This is a genomic window from Mesorhizobium comanense, assembly GCF_005503535.1.
Taxonomy (GTDB): domain Bacteria; phylum Pseudomonadota; class Alphaproteobacteria; order Rhizobiales; family Rhizobiaceae; genus Mesorhizobium; species Mesorhizobium comanense.
This window is the reverse complement of the sequence record NZ_SCNN01000014.1, coordinates 1-24486: the sequence shown is the minus strand read 5'-3', so window position 1 is coordinate 24486 and position 24486 is coordinate 1. Positions and strand designations below refer to the sequence as shown.

The window sequence follows — 24486 nt, the reverse complement described above, 5'->3', positions numbered from 1 at the left end:
CGGTTCGCACGGATATGTATCGCACATCTGCCGAACGGAGCGCGTGATGACCAAACAGAACCTCAGCATCAGGACCAGCGACGGCGTGGCGACAGCCGGTCTGTTCCGATCGGCTAAAGTTTCCCAAGCCAAGGCAGGTGTCATCCTCTACCAGGACGCGTTCGGCCCGCGCCCGGCGCTCGACGGCATGGCCGATCGGCTTGCGGCCGAGGGCTACGCGGTGCTGGTGCCCGACCTCTTCTATCGCAACGCACCCTATGGCCCGTTCGACGCCAAGACCGCCTTCACCGAGGAAAAGACCAAGGCGGCGCTGATGGCATTGGTGACCGGCACGACGCAGGCCATGACGATCAACGACAGTTCGGCCTTCCTTGATGCGCTTGCAGGCGAGGGGGTCACCGGTCCGATCGGTTCCGTCGGCTATTGCATGGGCGGCGCGCGGGCGCTCAATGCCGCCGCGACCTATCCCGAAAGGATCAAGGCCGCCGCCAGTTTCCATGGCGGCAATCTCGCCAGCGATGCCGAGGACAGCCCGCACCGCAAGGCCGGTTCGATCAAGGCGCGCGTTTATGTCGGCATGGCCGGCGTCGACCGCAGCTTTCCGCCAGAGCAGTCGACGCGGCTCGAGGAGGCGCTGAGAAACGCCGAAGTCGACCACCTGCTGGAGAACTATGTCGGCATGGCGCATGGCTGGTGCGTGCCCGATCACGGCGTCTACGACCAAGCCGGCGCGGAGCGGCATTGGCAAAGGCTGATCACGCTGTTTGCCGAGACGCTGATCTGAGCCTTCGTGCGGACATTTGTCACAAGCGATCCGCGACTGGAGATGATGGTCTAGACTAGGCCGAGCGCATGCAGCCCGATGAAAACGGTGACGCCGGCACCGATCAAAAGCAGCGGATTTACCTTGGTCAGGAGCAGGGTTGCCGTTGAAGCGAACGCGATGGCGCGCGCGAACCAGCCGCCATCCATGGCCTGCAGCAACACATAGCCCGCGGCAAGGATCATACCCGCGGCCACCGGCCGGAGCCCGGCCTCCAGCGCCCGCTTCCAACGCTCCCCGCCTTTGCGGGACCAGATATGGGCGACCGCGTAGATGAGAAAGGTGGTCGGACCGAAAATGGCCATCGTTGCAACGACGGCGCCCCAAAAACCCGCGACTTGCCAGCCGATCAACGTCACCAGCAGGGATCCCGGTCCCGGAGCCATCCGCGAGATGGCGAAGGCGTCGACGAACTGCGCCTGGCTCATCCACTGATGGACGTCGACAACCTGCCGGTTGATGTCGGCAATGGCGCTTTGTCCGCCGCCGATGGTCACGAGGGAAAGCGGCGCAAATACCGCCAGCAGGCTTAGTAACAACGAAGTTTGCGGGTTGTCGCTCATCAACCTGCCCTGGCGTAGGCATAGGCCACGCTGACGAAACCGGCGGTCAGGACGACCCAGAAAAGCGGCCAGTGCAGAAGTGCGACGGCAATGAAGGTGGCCGCCATGATCGCAAGGGGCACAGCGTTGCGAGGCACAGCTCGCGCCGCCGTGATGCCCATGGACAGTGACAGGCCAACCGCCGCCGCCGCTGCTCCCATCAATGCCACATGCGTCAGCGGATAGTGCGACAACGAGGAGAACAGCGTTCCCAGCAGGACAATGACGATGGCAGGCGGGACGATGATGCCGACAAACCCAATGGCGGCGCCACGCCAGCCAAGCAGCCTGTAGCCGATCCAGACCGCCATGTTCTTGACGTTCACGCCCGGCAGCGCCTGGGAAATCGACAGGCCGTTGAGAAACTCCTCCTGCGTCATCCACTTGCGGTTTTGAACAAACTCCCGCAGCAGCCAGCCGCTCAATCCACCGCCGAAACTGGTCAGGGCGATGCGGGTGAAAATCCAGAAGAGCTGCGAATAGCTGGGCGCGGATGGTGCTTCCGGTTCCGACATGTTCAACGTTTCGGCTGTGGCCATTTCGTTGTTGGACAAGAGAACCAGAGACCCGAGTCGAGATGGAATTGCCAGCGCTGTGGCCGATGACGACAGGTCACGCTTTCTTGCGCCTGATGTGAAGCCGCCCCGGCGAGCGTCCGGGCGTCAAAGCACCAGGTCGAAAAAAATCTTTGCATCGCCCCAAGGATTGGTCATTAGCCTTCGTCCAACAGGCAAATGATGGCGATGATGCTGGATGAGAGCGAAGCCTCCGACGCCGACCTGATCGGGCGGGCGAAGGGCGGAGACAGGGGGGCCTTCGGCAAATTGCTGGAGCGCCACTATGACTTCGTCTATCGCGCCGCCTATCGCTGGTGCGGCAGGAAAGCCGACGCCGAAGACATCGCCCAGGAAGTCTGCGTCCGGCTCGGCAAGGCGATCCGCGACTATCGCGGCGGCGGCGCTTTCACGACATGGCTCTATACCATGACGATGAACGCCGCGCGGGACATGATGCGAAAAACCGCACGCGAGACGGTCAAGACCGAGGCCTATGGCGTTCACGCGCTGATCTCGGGCGAGGCTCCGGCCGAGAGCGAGGATCCCGCCGAGGCACTATGGGCGGCGGTGCGGCAATTGCCGGACAAGCAGCGCGACGCCGTGCTGCTCGTCTATGGCGAAGGCTTGAGCCATGCGGCGGCCGCCGAGGCGATGGCGATCTCCGAGACGACGGTTTCCTGGCACATCCATGAAGCGAAGAAACGGCTGAAGACGCTGATGCGCTCGGCCGGGGAAGTGTGACCATGGTCGACGACAACGAACTCAACAGGCTGCGCGACACAGCTGTACCGGCACCGGGCCAGGGCGCGAAGGCCCGCGCCTTCGAAGCCGCCATGCGTGCCTATGATCAGGAAAATATTTCCGCCGTTACCCAAGGATCGGCCGGCGGGCTTCGTCTCACAGAGCGAGCACAAAAGCTCTGGAGCGAGATCATGCAAAAGAAACTCATTGCCACGCCGGCCCTTGCCGGGCTCGTCGCCCTGCCGATCGCCGGATACGCCACCTTCCATCTGCTGAGGGAACAGCCGCCGAAATTCGGCGGCGACGAGAAGATCACCGAGACGCTGGCCGACAAGCCGACCACCGTGAAGCCGCTGGCCAAGCAGGCGCCGGGGGATCAGACGGTCACCGAGCCGGTGGCCGTCGCTTCGCAGGCCAAGGACAAGAAGACCGACGCGGATGTGGAAAGCCGTGATGCCGGCGACGCGCTTGTGGCGCCGGCCGCGCCGACGAAATCCGAATCCGCTGCAAACGGTGCCGCTGCGCAGCAGGATACGCGGGGACGTGGTGTGCCGGCTGATGCTCCGGCAACGGTCAATGAGCCGGCGGCGGGCACTTTGCAGCCTGCGCCGGCGCCGACCGAAGAACTCGCGCTGGACGGCACGACCAGTGCGCCCAGGAATTCCAGGGTTGCCCCCATGGCCGAGTCCAAGCTGATGGCGCCGCGGCCGGCCATCGCGCCCGCTGACCAGGTGACGGCGCAAGAGGAAAACCGCAATCGCGTCGAGGACTTCAAGACCAATCCGGTCCATGCGGCGCTCGAAGATCCGGTCTCGACCTTCTCGATCGACGTCGACACCGCGTCCTATTCCTTCGTGCGCCGTTCGCTGAAGGAGGGGGCCTTGCCGCAGGCCGACACGGTGCGTGTCGAGGAGATGATCAACTACTTCCCCTATGACTGGAAGGGGCCGGACTCCGCCTCCACCCCCTTCAACTCGACGGTCAGCGTCATGCCGACGCCGTGGAACAGCCACACCAAGCTGATGCATGTCGCCATCAAGGGCTTCGACATCAAGCCGACCGAGCAGCCCAAGGCCAATCTGGTCTTCCTGATCGATGTCTCGGGTTCGATGGACGAACCGGACAAGCTGCCGCTGCTCAAGTCGGCGTTCCGGCTGCTGGTCAGCAAGCTGAAGGCCGACGACACGATCTCCATCGTCACCTATGCCGGTGAGGCCGGCACCGTTCTGATGCCGACCAGGGCCGCCGAGAAGGACAAGATCCTCAACGCCATCGACAATCTGCAGCCGGGCGGGTCGACCGCTGGCGAGGCTGGGATCAAGGAGGCCTACAAGCTTGCCCAGCAATCCTTCATCAAGGACGGTGTCAACCGGGTGATGCTTGCCACCGATGGCGATTTCAATGTCGGCCAGAGCGACGACGACGACCTGAAGCGGCTGATCGAGCAGGAGCGCAAGAGCGGCGTCTTCCTGTCGGTGTTCGGCTTCGGCCACGACAATCTCAACGACCAGATGATGCAGACAATCGCCCAGAACGGCAATGGCACCGCCGCCTACATCGATACGCTGGCCGAGGCTGAGAAGGTGCTTGTCCAGGATGCGTCCTCGACGCTCTTCCCGATCGCCAAAGACGTCAAGATCCAGGTCGAGTTCAACCCGCAGAAGGTCTCGGAATACCGGCTGATCGGCTACGAGACCCGGGCGCTCAACCGCGAGGATTTCAACAATGACCGTGTCGACGCAGGCGACATCGGCTCGGGTCATTCGGTCACCGCGATCTACGAGATCACGCCGAAAGGCAGCGGCGGCGAGCAGATCGATCAGCTGCGCTACGGCCAGGCGACGGTGAACGATGGCGGTGTCGCCAATGCGGACGAATATGCCTTCGTCAAGATCCGCTACAAGCTGCCGAACGAGGATGTCTCCAAGCTGATCACCACGCCGGTGACATCGGCCAATGAGGTCGCGTCCTTCGACGAAGCCAGCACCGATCAGCGTTTCTCCGTCGCGGTCGCAGCCTTCGGCCAGAAGCTGCGCGACGAGGATGCGACCGCCAAGTTCGGTTACGACAAGATCATGGAGATCGCCACTGCCGCCCGAGGAGCCGACCCGTTTGGGTACAGGTCCGAGTTCCTCTCGCTTGTGCGCCTTGCCTCGGCGCTGGGTGATAATCGGTAGGGGTGATACGGCCGGTTTCCTTCAGATGGGATCGTTCTGATACGGGAAACCGGCCTACGGGCGGGTGAGGCAGGCCGGCGAGGGTAATTCCCTTGCCGGCCTTTTTTTGATTGCGTGGCTGCCTTGGACCACCCATTCTGGCGAGAGGAAGGGCAGGACCATGCAGAAGCGTATCGTTCTGGTGCGGCACAGCGACGAACCCGCCGATGATCGTGTGTTCGCCCACCTCCAGCAAAACGGCTACGAGCCAGTCCTGCGCCGAGCCTATGCCGGAGAAGCGCTCGATGCGGATGACGGTGTCGCAGGCGGCGTCGTCTACGGCGGCATGTACAATGTCTATGATACGGCGCTGCATCCATTCCTGCTGGACGAATATCGCTTTATCGACTTCTGCATGAATGCCGGTGTCCCGCTGCTCGGCATTTGCCAGGGCGCTCAGCAAATCGCCTGGCTTCACGGCGCGCATGTCGGCCCACCGGAGAGCGGTGTACATGAGTTCGGCTGCTATCCGATCTACCCGACCGACGGGGCACAGGATTTCCTGTCCGCGCCGATCCATGTCACCCAGTCACACTGGCATGGGTTCGACCTGCCTGAAGGCGCCCAGCGCCTTGCCTCGAGCGATCTCTTTCCCAATCAGGCCTTTCGCATCGGCGAGAAGGTTTACGGGCTGCAGTTTCATGCCGAAGTGACGCCAGCCGCGTTCAAGCGGGTGCAGGACCGCCCGGCAGCGAATTACGACAAGCCGGGCGCGCAGACGCGCGAGGAACAGGATCGCCTGATGAGCCTTCACGATCCGATCCAGGCGGCGTGGTTCGACGGGTTTTTGCGAAAGCTTTTTCCGCCTTTGAGCTAGCGGTTCGGCCGCGATATTTTCCACCGGCATGCGGATCAATGCGGGATCGTTAAATTGCAACGCATTTGCGGAACGTGATCGCAATTCCGAATTGCTATTCAGTGCTCCAGACTTGGGCTTGAGGGAGCCGGAATTGCAGATCACCACCATCGCCAGTTGGACACCGCCGTCACGCGACGCCTCGGTTTCATCGTCTCCATCAGCCGAATCCAGGCGCATCAGCGACAATGTCGCGCAAGCACGTCACACTGCGATGTCGGCGCTGACCAATGACCGCTTTCGCGCCATGCTGGACCAGATAACCGACCCGGCCTCATCAGGCGCGCTGATGACGATGCGCGGCGACAACGTGGTCGACTTCAAGTCGGCGCAGTCGAGCTACGCCGACAACAGCGAATAATCAAAGCAATAGTCTCAGCTCCGGCCGCGGCGTCGTTCGCGGCGGGCTTCGCTGGTCTCGGCGGTGTTTGCCGTCGCCACCTTGTTGCGCATCGGGCCGATGCGCTCGACGATGGTTTCCACCGTCGGGCGATCCGCCCTGGTATGGGCGTCCAGCGCCTTGCGCATGGCGGCGAGGTGCTGGAACGAGGTGCCGCAGCAGCCGCCGACGATCCTGGCGCCGGCATCGACAGCCAGGCGCACATAGTCGGCCATCAATTCGGGCGTGCCGGAATAATGGATTTCGGTGCCACGGAATTCGGGAATGCCGCAATTGCCCTTGACGATGACGGTTGCCTCCGGCTTCGCCTCGGTCATGTCGAGCAGCGAGGCCAGGATATCGGAGGCGCCGACGCCACAATTGGCGCCAACGCCGAGCGGAGCCTGCGACAGCCCATCGGCGACCCCATGGATGTCTTTCGGCAGCAGGCCCATCATGGTGCGCCCGGCAGTGTCGAAGGAGCCGGTATAGGTGTAGGGCAGGCCGACGCGGATCGCCGCCTCGGCTGCGGCGCGGATCTCGTCGGGAGCCGACATGGTCTCGATCCAGGCGACTTCGGCGCCGCCTTGCTTGAGCCCTTCTATCTGCTCGGCGAAGGCGTCCACCGCTTCTTCATAAGTCATGGCGCCCAGCGGCACCAGAAGCTCGCCGGTCGGGCCGACCGAGCCCGCGACGATAACCTTGCGGCCGGCCTTGTCGGCGACCGCGCGGGCAATCTCGGCGGCACGCTTGTTCAGCGCGTGCACGCGATCCTGCGCATGGTGCAGCTTGAGGCGATGCCGGGTGCCACCGAAGGAGTTGGTGAGGATGATGTCGGCGCCGGCATCGACGAAATTCTGGTGCAGGCTGGTGATGGTGTCCGGCGCGGTTTCGTTCAGCAGTTCCGGCGCCTCGCCAGCCTCCAGCCCCATGGCGAACAGGTTGGTGCCGGTGGCGCCATCGGCCAAAAGCACGCCCTTTTCGGCCAGCAGGGCGTCGATCGGATTGGTCTGAGGCATCGGATTGGCTTTCGTGTTTAGAATTCGGATAAGGATATAAAGAAGTCTTTATGTCCAGTCAATGTTTGCCCCCAGGGATTTGCCCTTGGCATTGCGTTCGAATCGAAGGCCGGCTCACGAGCCGGAGGTGATTTCGACTTCGATCTCGGTGCAGACCCCGCCATTGGTCGGGTAGTAGTCGACCGAGCAGGCGGTGACCACCAGCAGCAGGTCCTGTTCGGCGCGCAACGTCACATTGCCGCCCGGCGGATTGATCGAAGCCTCGACCACCAGCCTTCCATCCGGCTGCGGCAGCGAATTCTGGAAGAGATCGACGGGGTCGGGTGCGAAGGGCAGCGATATGCCCTCGGCGGCCAGCGCCTGCATCAGATTGTCCCGGCAGTTGGGATGGTTGGGGAAGCCGGCACGTTCGTAAAGCGCCGAGTCGCAGGCAGGGTAGAGCATGTCGTGCGGGCCGGGCGATGCGTTCTCGATCAGCGTGAGCATCGGCTTCGCGGCGGCACTGTAGAAATGGTCGCCGATACCGGGAAAGAGCCGCTCGGTGATGTCGCGGGTCTGCGATGTGCTCAGCCAGTCGAGCGTCGGCTGTGTGGCGAACGCCCAGAGGTCGGCGACCTGCTGCCCTTTCGTGTCGATGATGCGGATCAGGTCGCCCCGTGCGACGCGGATGGAGCGGCCGGACTGAGGGGGAACGACGATGCGGCGAGGTTCTGACATGGGCTGTCCTTTCGAGATGCGGATAGTCTCGAATGATCACGATCGCCGCCGATCAGACAGAGCCTGATGGGAACGACATGCCAGCCAGATTGCGTGCGTAGCCTGCCGCCTCATGAGGGTTGATGTCGGCGGCCCGGATCAGATTGTCGAAATGCTGGGTCAGGGCCTGGATCGGTTGCGTGGCGTTCAGCACCACATACATGTCGCCGACATAGATGGCGGCGCGATAGGGGCCGAAGATGGTGAGCGGGATCGAGTAGCGCATGCGGCCGTCATAGAGAAACAGGCGGAAGGTCGGGTAGAGATCGTCGAGCAGTGTCGCCATATGGGCGAGCTGCTGGCGACGGTCGGCCTCCGGAAAACGGTCCCAGACGCCTAGGCCGCGGGCGAAGATTTCAAGTGTATGGCGCGGCATGCAGACTTCCATGTCGGTTTCCGGACGCCGGTTGTATTCGATGCGGTATTGCGTTTCGCTCGCCTGGGCGAGGCGGCTCCGATTGGTGATGTTGGCCTCGTAGTCGACCAGCGCGCGGGTCCGCAGCAGATCGGGAATGCCGGCCGGCACATAACGGATCTTGGTGCCCGCGGCCTCGGCGAACCATTTGGCGAGCAACGTCCGGTCGAAGCCGTCGGGCGCTTCCTCGATCTCGAGACTTTCACGGATCTCGCCGGTGACGCCTTCGTCCTGGCTAAGGCCCAGCAACCAATCGAGCGACACCTTGAATTCGGCGGCGATGTTGAGAAGCGTCTCCGCCCTGGGAAGCCGTGTCGAAGCGCCAGACATGAGCTGTGACAGCGCCGAGCGATCGATGCCGACCGCTGTCGCGAAAGCGGACTGGTTTAGGTCCGACCGTGTCAGGAGCAGCCTCAGGCGCTCCCGAAAGATTGCTGACAGATCGCGTTTGTCCATCGTCCGTCCTCACGCAAGGGGGAGGATAAATTTGCGCGGGGGCCGGTTATCACGACCTTCCAGGCGTAAATGAATCCCTAAGCTTGTTTACAATGTGTAACATGTGCTGTCAAAAATGCGCAATCGCAACATTTTGTATACTTTGTCGCGTTGAGTGGAATCGTTTCTCCTGACACTATGCTGTCAGGAACCAGTTGGGGTTCCGGCGACTGAGGGACAGTGGTCGATAGCATGGCAAGCATACCTGGCAAGAGCATCCGTCGAAGCAGCAAAGCGGTCGTGGAATGGCCGACCGTGGTTCTCGCCTTCTTCTGCTACGGCACCTGGCTTGCCGCCGGCTTCTTCCTCTGGCCATCCTATCCCGTCCTTGCCCTCATCGTCATGGCGCTGACGCTGGCGCTTCAGTCCTCGATCATGCATGAGGTTCTGCATGGTCATCCGACGCGCAACGCATTGGTCAACGAGGCTTTCGTTTTCCTGCTGATCGGCCTTGCCTGGCCGTTCCGCCGTTTCAAGACCATCCATCTGCGCCACCATGCCGACGAGCGGCTGACCGATCCGCTGGACGATCCTGAGAGCTATTACCAGGCGCTCTGGGTGCACGAGGAAATGCCGTCGTGGATGAAGTTCCTGCTCAAGGTCAACAACACGATGGTTGGCCGCTTGGTGCTCGGCCCGTGGCTGTCCTGCATCGGCTTCTTCATCGATGACGCCAAGCATGTGATCGCCGGTGACAGGGCGATCCGAAAGGCCTGGCTGCTGCATGCCATCGGTCTTGCCGTCGTGCTGCCTGTCGTGCAGTTCGGGTTCGGCATTCCGCTTTGGCTTTATGTCCTGGTGCCGGTCTGGCTTGGCCAGTCCCTGATCTCGATCCGCACTTATGCCGAACATCAGTGGTCCGAACATCCGGAAGGCCGCACGGTGATCATCGAGCGTTCGCCGCTGTCGTTCCTGTTCCTCAACAACAACCTGCATTTCGTCCACCACAAAAGCCCGACCATCGCCTGGTACCGGTTGCCGAAGCTTTTTCGCGATCGTCGCGAGGAGTGGCTGCGGATGAACAATGGCTATGCCTATCCGAACTATTTTGCGCTGGTCAAAGCCTATGCCTTCAAGGCCAAGGAACCGATCGTGCATCCGGTGCTGCGTCGGGCGCCCGAGCCGGGCAGGGCCTTCAAGCCGCGCGTGCGGGCGCGCAGCATCAATGGGCTTGGCACGGCGCCGGTTCCGGCCGAGCCGCCCAAGGAATAACATCCGCTGGCAACGCGATGTCCGTGTCGGCCAAGTCTGATTGGGCGACGCGTTTTTGCGATCCTTTCTCCAGACATGATGGTTTGATATCGGCATGAGCGAATTGATTGCGGCGTTGCCGATGTATGATTGGCCCGAAGTGCGCGGCGAGGTCGACGCGCAATGGGCGCAGTTGCGGGATGCCTTCCGGCAAATGGGCATCGAGGCGCCGCAAACGATCGTGCGCCGCAACGGTTATCTGCCCGCCGTGCCGGGCGGCATCCATGATGCCCGGGGAGCTCTGATCGCGCCGGATCCGGCAACGTTGCCGTCTGACGAACTCGACTACCACCAGCTTTGGCTGCATCCGGCGTTGCTGTTCGCGCAGACCTGCTGGGGCCCGATGGAACTCGGCCTGTCCAAGCATGTGCAGGTGGTCGGCCAGCCAAGCTACGATGCTTGCGAAGGCGGGCAGGGCGAACTCTATTCGAGCGCGCTGGTGATGCGGACGGGCGAGGGGCCGGAGGTCAGATCGCCTTCGGACGGCAAAGCCTCGCTGCCGCTCGGTCTCATGCGCGGCAAGCGCTTCACCTTCAACAGCACCGATTCGATGTCGGGCATCATCGGGCTGACGCGCGACCTGGAAGCAGCCGGTGAAACGCTGGACATCTTCTCGTCGCGCAGCGCCAGCGGCGGCCATCGCGCCTCCATCGTCGCCGTTGCCGAGGGCAGGGCCGACATAGCCGCGATCGATTGCGAGAGCTGGGCGCTGGCGCAGCGTTTCGAGCCGGCGGCGGGCAAGGTCGTGATCGTCGGCTGGACTATGCGGCGCAAGGGGCTTCCGTACATCACCGCCCGGACGACGCCAGAGAAGACGGTCCGGGCAATGCGCGAAGCCCTTGGCGGCTCAGCCGAGCAGCCGCGGGTCCAGCGGGTAGGTTGAAAGCTGCTCGTTGCCGTCTGAAGTGATCAGGATCTGCTCTTCGATCTTGACGCCTTCACGGCCGCCCAGCCGGCCGATATAGCTTTCCACGCACAGCACCATGCCAGGTTCGATCACGCCATCCGGCGTGTCTGTCGTCCAGTCGCCGGCATGCGGCAGGGTTGGATACTCATCGGCCAGCCCGACGCCGTGATAAAGCACGCCGTAGCGCGTCGGAAAGCAGTCTCCCGGTGGGACGACCGAGCGCTCGACAAGATCGCGAAACGAGATGCCTGGTCGCATCAGCGCTGTGTTGTGTTCGATCTGGTCGGCGGCGATGCGGAACAGATCGCGCTGTTCATTAGTCGGCTTTGTATCGCCGCACAGCCAGGTCCGAGAGAGGTCGGCGCAGAAGCCGTAAGGGCCGATCAGGTCGGTGTCGAAGGCGACGAGATCGCCCGCCTCGATGATGCGTGACGAGCACTCCTGGAACCAGGGATTGGTGCGCGGACCCGACGCCAAAAGCCGCGTCTCGATCCACTCGCCGCCGCGCGCGATGTTGCCGCGATGAAGTTGCGCCCACAATTCGTTCTCGGAGATACCGGGCTTCAGCGCCTGTTCCATCTCGGCCATCGCCGCCTCGCAGGCGACGATCGAGCGCCGCATGGCCAGGATTTCGTCCGGCGATTTGATCAGCCGGGCATTTTCCATCACCGCTTCGCCATTGCCGATGCAAATGCCCAGACGGGCAAGTTCCTCGACCCCCTCAGGGTTGAGGTGATCGACGGCGATACGATTGTTGCCGCCGCCATGCTCCCTGACGAGATCGGCGATGCCCGCGGCCCAGCGCCGGACTTTCTGATCCGTCAATTCACCGCCATAGAGATACATCCACGACACCGCCGGCCGCACCTCGTCGACGACACCGGAATGGTCGGACAGGTGCTCGCAGGAGAAATAGTCGAACAGGACCACCGGACCTTCGGTGGCGACGAAACAGTGCCGGGTCGGATTGTGCGCCACCCACAGCTGCATGTTGGTCGAGTCGGTAGCGTAGCGGATGTTGACCGGGTCGTAGAGCAGGGCGCCGGCGTAGCCGCGACGCTTCAGCTCGGCGCGGATGCGGTCCAGCCGGTACTTGCGCATCGCCGGCAGATCGGGCGCGGCAATGCCTGCCGCCGCCCATTCCGATTCAGCCTGGGCGCCGTAACCCAGCACATGCTGGTTCAGCGATGCCGCCTTTTCGCGAGAAGCTTCCCGCAGGGCCTCGATCGAGCCCGGCTCGAACGGCATGATCTTGCGATGCCGTCCGAAGCTTCCCTTTGGCGCTACGCTGTCCATGGCCGGGTCTCAGGTCCGCATCTTCTCGCCGCTTGGGTCGAACGGCGCCTCGACATTGATGCGGGCCGGACGCCGGTGGCCGAGAATCTCGATCTCGAACAGGCCAGCACTTTCGTCCTCGGCCAGTGCCGCGGGAACGTAGCCCTGCGCCATCGACTTCTGCACATAATGCGCATAGCCGCCCGAAGTCACCCAGCCGACCACGCGCCATTCGCCATCGACGATGCCGCGCACCGCGGAGGCGCCTTCGGCGGCCTTGGAGCCACGCACTTCCTTGCCCTTGTCGTCGAAGCGCGGTGCGCCGTAGCCATGCGGCTTTTCCACCGTACCATAGTCCTTGCTGACCTTGGCCCAGATCGGCTCATCGCCCATCACGTCGGCATCGGCAGCATCGACGATGAAGGAGACGCGGCGCAGCTTCGGCCCTTCGGCCTGTTCCTTGGCGGCCGCTTCACGGCCGATGAAGTCGTTCTTCTCCAGCTTGATGAAGCGGTCCATCGAACCTTCGAAGGGGCCGTAGATCGGCCTGAGCTCGCGGAACCAGGTCGGAAAGTTCTTTTCCAGGCGCATCGACAGCAGCGCGCGCATGCCGAAATCGACGATGCCGAATTCCTCGCCGGCGTCCTTGATCGCCTTGTAAACAAGGCGCTGATAGGCGGGCGCCATCCAGATCTCATAGCCGAGATCGCCCGTATAGGTGATGCGGTTGACCAGGCAGGGCGCGCCGCCCACCGCCATCTCACGGAAGTCCATGAAGCGGAAAGCCTTGGTCGAGACGTCGACATCGACCAGCTTCTGCAGCAGGTCACGCGATTTCGGACCCGCTATGGAAAGGCCGACCAGCGTCTGGTCGAAGCGGTGGATACGCACCGAACCATCCTTGGGCAGGTGCTTCTCGAACCAGCGCATATGGTATTTCTGGGCGGCGGACGAACCCCAGATCATGAAGCGGTCCTCACCGGCCTTGGCGATGGTGAAGTCGCCGATCAGCTTGCCGAACTCGTTGATCATCGGGGTCAGCACGATGCGGCCGGTCTTCGGCATGCGGTTGGTCATCAGCCGGTTGAGGAACTCTTCGGCGCCCGGTCCCGACACTTCGTATTTGGCGAAGTTGGCGATTTCGGTGACGCCGACGCCATCGCGCGTGGCGCGGACTTCCTCGCCGATCGGTCCGAAATCGTTGGAGCGATGGAAGGAGACGACGTCCTTGGGCTCCTTGCCCTTCGGCGCGAACCACAGTGGGGTTTCGAGACCCCAGCTGTCGCCCATGACGGCGTTGTTGGCGAGCATCGTGTCGTAGAGCGGCGTCGTCTGCGCGGGGCGTGCCGCCGGCAATTCCTCATTGGGGAAGCGGATCGAGAAGCGGCGCGAATAGTTTTCGCGCACCTTGGCGTTGGTGTAGCGCAGGCCGGCCCACTCGCCGAAACGAGCGACATCCATGCCCCAGACGTCGAAGCCGGGGTCGCCATGGACCATCCAGTTGGACAGAGCGAGGCCGACGCCGCCGCCTTGGCTGAAGCCGGCCATGACCGCGCAGGCACACCAGAAGTTGGTCAGCCCCTGCACCGGGCCGACCAGCGGGTTGCCGTCGAGCGCGAAGGTGAAGGGGCCGTTGATGATCTGCTTGATGCCAGCCTTCTCGATGCCGGGGAAATGCTTGAAGCCGATCTCCAGCGACGGTGCGATGCGGTCGAGGTCCGGCGGCAGCAGTTCATGGCCGAAATCCCAAGGCGTGTTGACCGGCGACCACGGCTTGCAGGCCTTCTCATAGGTGCCGAGCAGGATGCCGTTGCGCTCCTGGCGCGTGTAGATCTCGCCCTTGAAGTCGAGCACGCCGATCATCTCGCGGCCGGTCGACTTGTTGAATTCCTCGACCTCGGGCATCGGCTCGGTCAAGAGGTACATGTGCTCCATGGCCAGCACCGGTAGCTCGACGCCGACCATGCGGCCGATCTCGCGTGCCCACAGGCCGCCGCAATTGACGACATGCTCGGCATGAACCGTGCCCTGTTCCGTGACGACGTTCCAGGTGCCGTCCGGCTGCTGCGTCAGGTCGACGACGCGGTTGCGCAGCACGATCTCGGCGCCCAGCTTCTTGGCCGCCTTGGAATAGGCGATGGTGGTGCCGGAGGGATCAAGATGGCCTTCGACCGGATCCCACATGGCGCCGACGAAATTGGTCTCGTCCATCAGCGGGAACATCGCCTTGGCTTCGGACGGCGTGATCAGTTCGGTGTCCATGCCGAGGTAGCGGCCCTTGGCGTGCGCCAGCCGCAGGAAGTCCATGCGCTCGGGCGTGTCGGCCATCATCACGCCGCCGGTCAAATGGAGCGAGCAGGACTGGCCCGAGATTTCCTCAATCTCCTTGTAGAGCTGCACAGTGTAGGCTTGAAGCTTGGCGACGTTCGGGTCGCCGTTCAGCGTGTGGAAGCCGCCGGCCGCGTGCCAGGACGAGCCGGAGGTGAGCTCCGAGCGCTCGATCAGCATGATGTCGGTCCAGCCGGCCTTGGCCAGGTGATAGAGCACCGAGCAGCCGACGACGCCGCCGCCGATAACCACCGCTTTTACATGGGATTTCATGAAGATAGGTCCGTTTTTGTGTAAATTGAATCAGATGTGTCTGCCGACCGCGCGATATCGCGCACCAGGCTGATCAAAAGTCGGTCGGTGCGCCGCCTTCGGCGGTTCGCTTCTGGACGAAATCATTGAGCTCTTCGCGGATCGCCGGGTCCATGTAGGGTTCCTCATAGGATGCCAGCCGCTCTTTCCAGACCTTGTTGGCCTTTTCCATCGCTGTCGGCGATCCGGCTTCCGCCCAGGTCTCGAAATTGCGCCAGTCCGAGAGAACAGGCGAGTAGAAGGCGGTCTTGTAGCGGTCCTGCGTGTGCTGGGTGCCGAAGAAGTGGCCACCGGGACCGACCGACTGGATGGCGTCGAAGCCCAGCGCCTCTTCCGACAGGTCGAGCGGGGTCAGGAATTCGGCCACCATCTGCAGAAGGTCGATGTCGAGAATGGTCTTCTCGTACGAGCAGCGCAGGCCGCCTTCGAGCCAGCCGGCGCCGTGCATCATCAGGTTACCGCCGCCCTGGATGGCGCCCCACAGCGAGAACACGCTCTCATAGGCCGCCTGCGCGTCGACCGTGTTGGCGGCGCAGGTGTTCGAGGTGCGGTAGGGAATTTGGTAGCGGCGGGCGAGCTGGCCGCCGACGAGTTGCGCCTTCATGTATTCGGGCGTGCCGAAAGCCGGGGCGCCCGACTTCATGTCGACATTGGAGGTGAAGCCGCCATAGCCGACCGGCGCGCCCTTCCTGACCATCTGTGCGAAGGCGATGCCCGACAGCGCCTCGGCATTCTGCTGCACCAGTGCGCCGGCGATGGTGACGGGCGCCATGGCGCCGGAGAGCGTGAACGGCGTGACGATGACGACCTGGCCCATGCTCGACATCTGGATGATGCCTTCCATCATCGGCACGTCGAGCTTCAGCGGGGAATTGGTGTTGATGATGGTGAAGACCGACGGCTCCGCCATCAACTGCTCGCGGCTGATGCCGCGTGCGATACGGGTGATCTCGATGCCGTCGACATTGCGCTCCTTGCCGAGCGAATAGATGTGGAACACCTTGTCGGTCAGCGTGGCGAGGTCACGAATGCATTCGAGGTGGCGGACCGAGGGGTGGATATCGATCGGCTCGACGGGATAGCCGCCGGTGCAGTTCAAGATGTTGTGCATCTGCGCCAGGCGCAGGAAATTGCGGTAGTCGGCCTGGTTGCCGGGCCGGCGGCCGCGATCGATGTCGGAGCAATTGGGCGCCGACGCCATCATCGACAGGATGACGTTGTTGCCGCCGAAGCGCAGATTGTGCGCGGGGTTGCGCGCATGGAGTGTGAACTCCGAGGGACAGTGCGAAACCAGCTCGAGGATCATGTCGCTGTCGAAGCGCACGCGCTCCGAGCCTTCGCGCACGTCGGCGCCATGCGCCTTCATGATGCGCCGGGCCTCGTCATGCAGGACATCGACGCCGATTTCCCTGAGTACGCGCAGGGAGGCGAGGTGGATCGATTCCAGCTCGTCCTCCGAAACCAGCTTGGTCGGGGTCAGAGGGTTCTTCAACTGCCGGAAAGCGGGCTGCTCGAACGCGGCCGAGCCGCCGGCGCGCTTTCCCGCGCGCCCGCCGCGGCGGGCACGGTCTGGCGCCTGGGCCGGTTCCAAGGGTTGTGTGGCGGCGGTCATGGTGGTCCTCGCAGGGTACGAATAGCGGGCGGCATAATGGACCGGCTGCCGTCCGGCCATTGCGGAGGCGGCGACCACTAGGGCGAGGGAAGCGACATGCCCAAACGGCAAGCACGAGGTGCCGTCGCCTGCCACGCCCTCTTGGAGCAAGCGGATTTCACTTGCCGGCCCTTTCTTTCGCCTGTCCAAGCCCGTAGCTAGTGCAGCTTGCCGGTCAGCCGGTACCTCACATGGAATGACGGCATGGTGGCAACCGGCTCGAGCGACGGCGAAGCGGGAACGCAGTGGGCAGCGCTTGCCGGCGTCACCGCCGCATTGGCCATGTTCGGCGCCGCGCAGGGCCTGAGCTCGCCACTGTTCACGCTGCTGATGCAGAAGCAGGGCCTGTCGCCCGGCCTGATCGGCTTGTCGGCGGCCATGATGCCGCTCGGGCTGATCCTGTCGGCCTCGTTCGTGCCGGCGGCGGTACGGCTGGTGGGTGCGCGCAATCTCGCCGTCGGCTGCTCGCTGATCGGAGCACTGTGCTTCCTTGGCATCGGATACCTGCAGAACTGGGTGGCCTGGTATGTCATCCGCTTCGTAATCGGCGTCGTCATCAACCCGCTCTACATCCTCGGCGAGGTCTGGGCGCTGTCGCTGGCGCCGCCGTCGCGGCGCGGGCGGGTCATGGGCGTGTTCAACACGCTGATGGGCGCCGGCTATGCCGCCGGTCCGTTTACGCTGACCTTCGTCGGCATTGAAGGCTGGGCGCCATTCAGCGTCGGCATTGGCGGTTTCTTGCTTTGCGCGATCATTCTGCGCCTTGTCTCTTCGAAGCTTACGGGCTTCGAGGATGACGGGCAGCCCGCCGGCAGCTTTATCGGCTTTGCCCGGCTGGCGCCGGCGCTGCTTCTGGCCGTTCTGGTGTCGGCGGCCGTCCAGCAGAGCACCTATGCGCTGGTTCCGGTCTTCGGCACCGGCTATGGCCTGCCGGAGGCCAGGCTCGCCGCGCTGGTGATGGCGCTTTCCCTGGGCAACATCCTGTTGCAGATTCCGCTCGGCCTGCTGGCCGAGCGGTTCGGCGGTCGCCCGATGATCCTGGCCTGCGCGGTGGCGACGGCTATCTGCGCGGCCCTGCTGCCGCTGCTGATCACCACGCCGCTGATCTGGGGGGTGTTGCTGGTGATGGGCGCGGTCGGCTACGGCGTCTACACCATGGCGCTGGTGGAGCTCGGCGGCCGCTTCAAGGGCACGCTGCTGGTCACCGGCAATGCAGCTTTTGCCTTGCTGTGGGGCGTCGGCGGCATTGTCGGCCCGCCGGGCGCCGGTCTGCTGATGCAAGGCATCGGCCCGCTGGGACTACCCGTGGTGATCGCTGCCCTCGACGCCCTGCTGGTCATCTTTGCGCTCTATCGCTCGTCGGTACGCCGGAGCGGCAAGGCGTGAGCGCGTCCGGCCCGGATACCAGCGAAACCGGCATGCAATGGGCCCGGATCACCGGCGTCATTGCGACGGTCTCGGTGTTCGCCATCGCACAGGGGTTATCCTATCCGCTGCTCAGCTTCATCCTGCAAAGACAGGGCGTCTCTCCGGCGATGATCGGCCTGTCGGCCGCCATGACGCCGATCGGCTTCATCCTGTCATCTCCTCTGATCCCGGGCCTGGCGAGGCGCTTCGGGGCAGGGCGCACGGCGCTCACATGCGCGGCGCTTTCGGCTGTTGTGCTGGCGCTCATCGGCTGGACGCAGAACGTCTATCTCTGGTTTCCGCTACGCTTCCTCATCGGGGTGGTGACCAATCCGCTCTATGTCTTAAGCGAGATCTGGGTCATCGCGCTGGCGCCGCCGGCAAAGCGCGGCCGCATCATGGGCGTCTATTCGACGATCATCTCCGCCGGTTTCGCCGCCGGCCCGCTATGCCTGCTTGCCGTCGGCACGCAGGGATGGCCGCCCTTCCTCGTCGGCATCTGCGCCTTTGTCCTGTGCGGCATCTGCCTGGCGTCGGTGCTGCCGCGCCTGCCCAAGGTGGATGAAGCAGGGCATCAGGTTTCGGTGATGGGGTTCATGCCACTCGCCTGGCTGCTTCTGTCGGCGGTGATCGTGGCGGCCGGATTCGAACAGGCGGTGCTGGCGCTGTTGCCCGTCTACGGCACGCATCATGGCATCGCCGAGGTGCGCATGTCGGCGCTGCTGTCTGTGATGATCGCCGGCAACATCGCCATGCAGGTGCCGCTGGGGCTGTTGGCCGAGCGGCTGACCGCGCGCCTGGTACGCTTCATCTGCCTCCTGCTCACCTTGTTCGGCTGCGTGACCTTGCCGGTGCTGATCGAAACGCCGCTGATCTGGCCCTGCGTCTTCGTCTGGGGAGCGGTGTCCTATGGCATCTACACAATGTCGATCATCGAGCTCGGCGAGCGCTTCAGCGGCTCGGCGCTGGTGGCCGGCAATGCGGCATTCTCCCTGATGTGGGGCGTCGGAGGCATTCTGGTCCCGCCGCTTGCCGGCAGCGTGATGGACGTGATCGGCGCGGGCGGCTTGCCGCTCACGCTCGGAGCCATCTGCGCCGTGCTGGCCCTGGCCACGGTTTTACGCCGGCGGGTGCTTTGAGGCGGCATGAACGGCGGGCCGCAAAACACCATGTCGCATCTTGAATGTCGGCGCCGACGACGCGATGTAGGCAAGGCTGCCTGAAAATCCTTCCGGAGACTTGCATGACTTCCTCGACGACCAAAGCCCAGCCTTCCGACAAGGCAAGCGATCCCTTCCTGTGGCTGGAAGACAGGACCAGCAAACAGTCGCTGGACTGGGTGCGCCGCCAGAACGAGATCACGGTCGGTGAGTTGCAGGGCGACCCGTCGTACCAGCCCATGTTCCAGACGGCGCTCGACCTGATGACGGCGGAGGACAACGTTGCCGTCGGCAATGCGATAGCCGGTCACGTCTATAATTTCTGGCAGGACAAGGCCAATGTGCTAGGCCTGTGGCGGCGCACGTCGGTCGCTTCCTACAAGACCGACAAGCCCGAATGGGAAACGATCCTCGACTTCGACCAGCTGGCGGCGAAGGAAGGCATAAAGTGGGTTTTCAGCGGCGCCAACCGACTCTATCCGGAGTTCAGCCGCTGCCTGCTCTCCATGTCGCCCGATGGCGGCGACGCTAGCGAGATGCGGGAGTTCGACATCGAAACCAGGTCTTTTGTCGAGGACGGGTTCCGTGCGCCGGCATCGAAGTCGACCTTCGGATGGCTGGACAAGGACACGGTGATCGTCTCCGCGGCTTTCGAGGAGACCGACAGGACGGAGTCCGGATATCCGCGCGTCGTCAAACTCTGGAAGCGCGGTACGAGGCTGGAAGACGCGACGCCGATCTTCGAAGGGCTGACCGAGGATCTTGCGGTTGGCGCCGGCGTCGAGTTCGACGGCGACAAGCGTCACGTGTTTCTTGCCAGGACCCTCAATTTCTTCGCCTCGCACAGTTTCCTGCGCCTGCCCTCGGGTGAAAACAGGCGTATCCCGCTGCCGGACGATGTCACCGACACCGCGCTTTTCAAGGATCAGCTGGTGTTCGGGGTGCGCACGCCCTGGGCCGCGCCGGACGGTACCAAATGTGAGCCGGACGGTCTCTATTCGCTCGATTTCGCGCACTGGATCGAAACCGGTGTTTTCGGAACCGTCGAGACCTTGCTGGCGCCGGCGCATCGTGCGTCGATCGCCGGCATCGCCAGGACGCAAGACAGGCTTTTCATCAACCTGCTCGATAATGTGCGCGGCAAGGTTCTCGTGTGCGAGCGCGAGAATGGCAACTGGTCGCTGAAGCCTGTCGCCTTGCCCGAAAATGGCACCGTCGGCATCAGCCATGCCGAGCATTTCGGCTCGAGCGTGTCCTTCTCCTTCACCGATTTTCTGACGCCGAGTTCGATCATCTGGTCCGACGACGATGGCGAGACGCTGGCGACGGTGAAGTCGCAGCCGGCCCGTTTCGATGCCTCGCCGCTGATCTCGGAGCAGTTCGAGGCTCGCTCGAAGGACGGCACGATGATCCCGTATTTCGTCGTCAGGCGGCGCGACCAGAAAGGGCCGGTGCCGACGCTGCTCTATGGCTATGGCGGCTTCGAAGTGCCGTTGCAGCCCGGCTATGCCGGCGTGCGCGGCAGGCTCTGGCTGGAAAAGGGCAACGCCTATGTGCAGGCCTGCATCCGCGGCGGCGGCGAGTTCGGCCCGGCCTGGCATCAGGCTGCACTGAAAGGTAAACGCCAGAACGGCTTCGACGATTTCGCCGCTGTTGCGCAGGATGTCGTCCGGCGCGGCATCGCCACTGCCGCGTCGCTCGGCATACAGGGCGGTTCCAACGGAGGCCTTCTGACCGGCGTTTCGCTGACCCAGCATCCAGAGCTTTACGGAGCTGTCATCATCGAGGTCCCGCTGCTCGACATGCTGCGCTACACCGAGCTGCCGCCGGGGGCCTCGTGGATGGCCGAATATGGCGACCCGTCCAAGCCGGAAGACGCCAAGTGGCTTTCCGCTTATTCGCCTTACCAGCATGTCAAGGCGGATGTCGTCTATCCGCCGGTGCTGCTGACAACCTCGACCGCCGACGACCGTGTCCATCCCGGCCATGCCCGCAAGATGGCGGCGCGCCTGCAGGAGGCTGGACATGACGGCACGCTGTTCTTCGAGGAAACAGAAGGCGGACATGGCGGACGTGGCGATCGCCGGCCACAAGCCGCGCAGACGGCGATGAAGTATGTGTTCCTGCAGCGGGCGCTCAACCCGAAGGTCTAGACACAATTCGGGATGGGCCAAGCAAAGGGTGGTTCACCTGGACCAGCCTTTGCTCTAAGGTGCGGGCCATGGCTCTCGTCAGTATTTTGGCTCGCGCATTCCGGGTCGCGGTGACACCGTCACCGCGCACGCTGCGCGCCGAGCTTTTGCGGCTGTGTGCCCGTATTGGCTATTCGCCGCCAGCCAGCCTCTGACGAATTCGCCCCGGCACCGCCGGAATGATTTCAGAGGAAAGATCAGAGACATGACCTATCAGAATTATTCGCTGAAGCAGCTTCAGCAGATCGACGCCGCACATCACCTGCATCCCTTCACCGACCACAAGGAATTGCGCGAGGCCGGTTCGCGCATCATCAGCCACGCCAACGGGCCGTTCATCTACGATTCCGAGGGAGCCGAAATCCTCGACGGCATGGCCGGGCTGTGGTGCGTCAACATCGGCTATGGCCGCGACGAACTGGCCGAAGCCGCCTATGCCCAGATGAAGGAACTGCCTTATTACAACTCCTTCTTCAAATGCTCGACGCCGACGCCGGTGCTGTTGTCGAAGAAGCTGGCCGAGATCGCGCCGAAGCATGTCAACCAGGTGTTCTATGGTTCATCCGGCTCGGAAGCCAACGACACGGCGCTGCGCCTTGTACGCCACTACTGGGTGCTGGAAGGCAAGCCGGAGAAGAACCGCATCATCTCGCGCAAGATGGCCTATCACGGCTCGACGGTTGCTGGCACGTCGCTCGGGGGCATGGACGCCATGCACAAGCAGCTCGGCGGCGCGGTGCCCAACATCGTCCATGTGATGATGCCCTATGCCTACGAACTGGCGCTGCCGGGCGAAAGCGACCATGATTTCGGCCTGCGCGCGGCCAAGGCCGTCGAGGATGCGATCCTCGAGGCCGGTGCCGACAAGGTGGCGGCCTTCATCGGCGAGCCGGTGATGGGCGCGGGCGGCGTCAAGATCCCGCCGGCGAGCTACTGGCCCGAGGTGCAGCGCATCTGCCGCAAATATGATGTGCTTCTGATGCTCGACGAAGTCATCACCGGCTATGGCCGCACGGGCGAATGGTTCGCGGCCCAGACGCTCGGCATCGAACCCGACACCATCACCACCGCCAAGGCGCTGACGTCGGGCTATCAGCCGCTGTCCGCATTGCTGGTCGGCGATCGCATCACCTCGACGCTGGTCGAGAAGGGCGGCGAGTTCAATCACGGCTACACCTATTCAGGGCATCCGGTGGCCTGCGCGGTGGCGCTGAAGAACCTCGAGATCATCGAACGGGAAGGGCTGGTCGAACGCGTCAAGAACGACACCGGGCCCTATTTCGCCAAGGCGCTGCAGGAGCGCATCGCCGGGCACGATCTGGTCGGCGAGGTGCGTTCGATCGGCCTGATGGGCGCGATCGAGATCGTCAAGGACAAGGCGACCAAGGAACGCTTCCTGCCGTCGGGAAGTGCGGCGGTCACCGTGCGCGACCACGCAATCGCCAACGGCATGATGCTGCGCGCCACGGGTGACACGATGATCCTGTCGCCGCCGCTGATCTGGACACGCGACACCATCGACATGGCTTGCGAGCGTATCGGCAAGGCGTTGGACCTGGCGCAAGCCGATCTGCGCAAGCGTTAAAGCCCGAAACCGGGCCGGGCGCTTCCTCGAGCAGGAGGCCCGGCCCGTAAACATCCCGTCCCGGTCAGGGAACGAATCCGGCCGCTGGCGCGTATTGGGACGGCAGCGGCCATCACGGTCGCGACAGGGGTGGCCAATGCCAAGAAATCGCAGGACGCGGCGCGTGCGGGAAGCTGCCGGCATCGGCGCGGATTTGATGCTCGCGCCCATGGTGGCGATGATGCGGCTGCCGTTGATGGTTGCGGAAAACGGCAGGGTCAATAGCCCTGAAACCGCGCGCGCCGTGCACGAAAAGGCAACAGCTGCGGCTGAGGGCGCATTTGCCGCGCAAATGGCTCTTTGGCAATCGGCCGCGCGCTTCTGGCCGGAGGTGCTTTCCGGCCGCACGCCGTCGCTGTTCAACGGCATCGCGGCGGCGAATTCGATCAGCGCCGGGTTGAAACCGGCCAGCCGCGTGGTGAAAGCAAATTTCCGGCGTTTGTCCACCAAGGCATAAGCCAGGCCGCCTTGTGAGAACCTGTAGCGTGGCCCGGAGAGACGCAAGCGCGTCCGAGGGCCAGTATTCCACAAGGCCGTCCTGAATCAGTTCGGATGGTTTGCCGGCCAACCGTTGCAGTGGCCGACTTCGTGTCGAATAACCGCCGCTGGCGTTGCGCGCATGAATGTCTTGTTCACGACGATAACTATGCATGAGTGTTTCGACACGGGAAGCGAACAGCCGCGCCAGTTGGTGAGAGACTCTGCCCTGATTTTGTGCTTCGCGAAAAGCGCACGACAGGCTCTTTCGACTTCCCGCTGAGGCAGCCGCTTGATGGTCAGCTTGCCGGCAAAGGCATGATCGAAGCGACGGGGTGGGTTCCAGGTGGGATCGTTGACCCCCGCAAATGCCGAAGAGCATGCCAACAACACCAGGGCCGCAAGTAGTGCCCGCATGTTGTTCAATATAGCCATGTCCTGCCCCCGCTTTTAATCAACATCCAGCAAGGTCGAGCAATAGGCAAGCCGTGCCATCGTGGGAGTGCGCCCGAATTGGCTCGAGGAGCTTGTGGCCAGCCTTGCGGCGAAGGTGAATTGCCGGCAAGAGGCTGATTGCCGCCGGCGGTCGACCTAAGCCCGTTCCGGTTTGGCGGCGTCTGCTCTAATTCCTTGTTGTTACGCAATTCCCAAGAGGAAGCGCTTCGCACTTCTTCCACGAAAACCGTTGCACACTTTTCCGGGAATTGCTCTAGAATCCCGCGAAGGAGTCTTTGCCGATGGGGGACAGAATGGCCGGACAACCGCTCAACCAACCCGCCGAAATTCCCCCCGAGCTCGATCGCTGGAATTGGGGCGCTTTCTTTCTCAATTGGATCTGGGGCATCGGCAACAGCACCTTCATCGCACTGCTGGCGCTGGTCCCGATCGTCAATCTGGTCATGATCTTCGTGCTCGGCGCGCGCGGCAGCCGCTGGGCCTGGCAGAACCGGGCCTGGCGCGACGCCGAGCAATTCCGCAAGACGCAACGCAACTGGGCGATCGCCGGCCTTGCCGTCTGGGTGGTCAGCATCGGTGGCTGCGCG

At 63.4% G+C, this 24486-nt stretch carries 21 protein-coding genes and 1 pseudogene; 13 read left to right on the top strand and 9 right to left on the bottom strand.

The genetic code is table 11. The annotated features are described in order from the left end of the window. The first annotated feature begins 46 nt into the window (after positions 1 to 46). A complete protein-coding gene (locus FFS37_RS22455) occupies positions 47 to 784 on the top strand; it encodes a dienelactone hydrolase family protein (protein ID WP_137933160.1) in 738 nt (245 codons plus the stop codon). Positions 785 to 834: 50 nt separating this feature from the next. Here FFS37_RS22455 and FFS37_RS22450 read toward each other — a convergent pair whose 3' ends face one another. Both FFS37_RS22450 and FFS37_RS22445 read right to left on the bottom strand, forming a co-directional pair. After that, entirely contained in the window at positions 835 to 1386 is a 552-nt protein-coding gene (locus FFS37_RS22450; RefSeq protein WP_137933159.1) for a chromate transporter, read from the bottom strand. Next, positions 1386 to 1964, bottom strand: coding sequence for a chromate transporter (locus FFS37_RS22445; RefSeq protein ID WP_171026370.1), 579 nt, complete (start codon positions 1962 to 1964; stop codon positions 1386 to 1388). The genes FFS37_RS22450 and FFS37_RS22445 overlap by 1 nt, the downstream gene beginning before the upstream one ends. A gap of 198 nt (positions 1965 to 2162) precedes the next feature. Here FFS37_RS22445 and FFS37_RS22440 point away from each other — a divergent pair, with 198 nt between their 5' ends. From FFS37_RS22440 to FFS37_RS35810, 4 genes are all read left to right on the top strand, one after another. Then, complete coding sequence (locus FFS37_RS22440) at positions 2163 to 2723, top strand: RNA polymerase sigma factor (RefSeq protein WP_137933158.1); 561 nt, start codon at positions 2163 to 2165, stop codon at positions 2721 to 2723. A gap of 2 nt (positions 2724 to 2725) precedes the next feature. Next, the gene (locus FFS37_RS22435; protein ID WP_137933157.1) at positions 2726 to 4900 is read left to right on the top strand and encodes a VWA domain-containing protein; all 2175 of its coding nucleotides are present in this window, start codon (positions 2726 to 2728) and stop codon (positions 4898 to 4900) included. 64 nt (positions 4901 to 4964) lie between these two features. Beyond that, positions 4965 to 5756: a glutamine amidotransferase-related protein gene (locus FFS37_RS22430; protein WP_232375738.1), complete on the top strand. Its 792-nt coding sequence runs from the start codon at positions 4965 to 4967 to the stop codon at positions 5754 to 5756. 133 nt (positions 5757 to 5889) lie between these two features. After that, positions 5890 to 6156 (top strand): hypothetical protein, encoded by a 267-nt coding sequence (locus FFS37_RS35810; protein WP_171026369.1) that lies wholly within the window; start codon positions 5890 to 5892, stop codon positions 6154 to 6156. A gap of 14 nt (positions 6157 to 6170) precedes the next feature. Here the strand turns inward: FFS37_RS35810 and bmt are convergent, their stop codons facing one another. The 3 genes from bmt to FFS37_RS22410 form a co-directional block, all read right to left on the bottom strand. Then, positions 6171 to 7193 carry a betaine--homocysteine S-methyltransferase gene (bmt, locus tag FFS37_RS22420; RefSeq protein ID WP_137933156.1) on the bottom strand — a complete coding sequence of 341 codons (1023 nt, stop codon included), beginning with the start codon at positions 7191 to 7193 and terminating at the stop codon, positions 6171 to 6173. Positions 7194 to 7307: 114 nt separating this feature from the next. Beyond that, entirely contained in the window at positions 7308 to 7910 is a 603-nt protein-coding gene (locus FFS37_RS22415) for a DUF1989 domain-containing protein (RefSeq protein ID WP_137933155.1), read from the bottom strand. Positions 7911 to 7962: 52 nt separating this feature from the next. Beyond that, positions 7963 to 8820, bottom strand: a complete 858-nt coding sequence (locus FFS37_RS22410; RefSeq protein WP_137933154.1) for a helix-turn-helix domain-containing protein — start codon at positions 8818 to 8820, stop codon at positions 7963 to 7965. A gap of 231 nt (positions 8821 to 9051) precedes the next feature. Between FFS37_RS22410 and FFS37_RS22405 the strand changes: the two genes are divergently transcribed. Both FFS37_RS22405 and FFS37_RS22400 read left to right on the top strand, forming a co-directional pair. Next, positions 9052 to 10071 carry a fatty acid desaturase gene (locus FFS37_RS22405; RefSeq protein ID WP_171026368.1) on the top strand — a complete coding sequence of 340 codons (1020 nt, stop codon included), beginning with the start codon at positions 9052 to 9054 and terminating at the stop codon, positions 10069 to 10071. 94 nt (positions 10072 to 10165) lie between these two features. Next, positions 10166 to 10993, top strand: a complete 828-nt coding sequence (locus FFS37_RS22400) for a phosphate/phosphite/phosphonate ABC transporter substrate-binding protein (protein WP_137933153.1) — start codon at positions 10166 to 10168, stop codon at positions 10991 to 10993. Here FFS37_RS22400 and FFS37_RS22395 read toward each other — a convergent pair. From FFS37_RS22395 to FFS37_RS22385, 3 genes are all read right to left on the bottom strand, one after another. Next, on the bottom strand, positions 10958 to 12313 hold the full coding sequence (locus tag FFS37_RS22395; protein WP_137933152.1) for a M24 family metallopeptidase: 1356 nt from the start codon (positions 12311 to 12313) through the stop codon (positions 10958 to 10960). The genes FFS37_RS22400 and FFS37_RS22395 overlap by 36 nt on opposite strands. Positions 12314 to 12322: 9 nt before the next feature. Continuing rightward, a complete protein-coding gene (locus FFS37_RS22390) occupies positions 12323 to 14893 on the bottom strand; it encodes a GcvT family protein (protein ID WP_137933151.1) in 2571 nt (856 codons plus the stop codon). 73 nt (positions 14894 to 14966) lie between these two features. Further along, positions 14967 to 16544, bottom strand: a complete 1578-nt coding sequence (locus tag FFS37_RS22385; protein ID WP_137933150.1) for a trimethylamine methyltransferase family protein — start codon at positions 16542 to 16544, stop codon at positions 14967 to 14969. 243 nt (positions 16545 to 16787) lie between these two features. On the opposite strand from FFS37_RS22385, the gene FFS37_RS22380 reads away from it, so the two are divergent. The 5 genes from FFS37_RS22380 (at position 16788) to FFS37_RS22355 (ending at position 23423) form a co-directional block, all read left to right on the top strand. Continuing rightward, positions 16788 to 17969, top strand: coding sequence for an MFS transporter (locus FFS37_RS22380; protein WP_137933149.1), 1182 nt, complete (start codon positions 16788 to 16790; stop codon positions 17967 to 17969). Between the two features lie 32 nt (positions 17970 to 18001). Beyond that, a complete protein-coding gene (locus FFS37_RS22375) occupies positions 18002 to 19129 on the top strand; it encodes an MFS transporter (protein ID WP_137933295.1) in 1128 nt (375 codons plus the stop codon). A 104-nt stretch (positions 19130 to 19233) separates the two neighbouring features. Then, the gene (locus FFS37_RS22370) at positions 19234 to 21303 is read left to right on the top strand and encodes a prolyl oligopeptidase family serine peptidase (RefSeq protein WP_137933148.1); all 2070 of its coding nucleotides are present in this window, start codon (positions 19234 to 19236) and stop codon (positions 21301 to 21303) included. 244 nt (positions 21304 to 21547) lie between these two features. Continuing rightward, positions 21548 to 22927: an aspartate aminotransferase family protein gene (locus tag FFS37_RS22360; protein ID WP_137933146.1), complete on the top strand. Its 1380-nt coding sequence runs from the start codon at positions 21548 to 21550 to the stop codon at positions 22925 to 22927. Between the two features lie 163 nt (positions 22928 to 23090). After that, positions 23091 to 23423 carry a hypothetical protein gene (locus FFS37_RS22355; RefSeq protein ID WP_332311491.1) on the top strand — a complete coding sequence of 111 codons (333 nt, stop codon included), beginning with the start codon at positions 23091 to 23093 and terminating at the stop codon, positions 23421 to 23423. 86 nt (positions 23424 to 23509) lie between these two features. Here FFS37_RS22355 and FFS37_RS22350 read toward each other — a convergent pair whose 3' ends face one another. Then, a complete protein-coding gene (locus FFS37_RS22350) occupies positions 23510 to 23878 on the bottom strand; it encodes a hypothetical protein (RefSeq protein WP_137933145.1) in 369 nt (122 codons plus the stop codon). Positions 23879 to 24192: 314 nt separating this feature from the next. Between FFS37_RS22350 and FFS37_RS22345 the strand changes: the two are divergent. After that, positions 24193 to 24486, top strand: a pseudogene (locus FFS37_RS22345) (cytochrome c oxidase assembly factor Coa1 family protein); the annotation flags it as partial.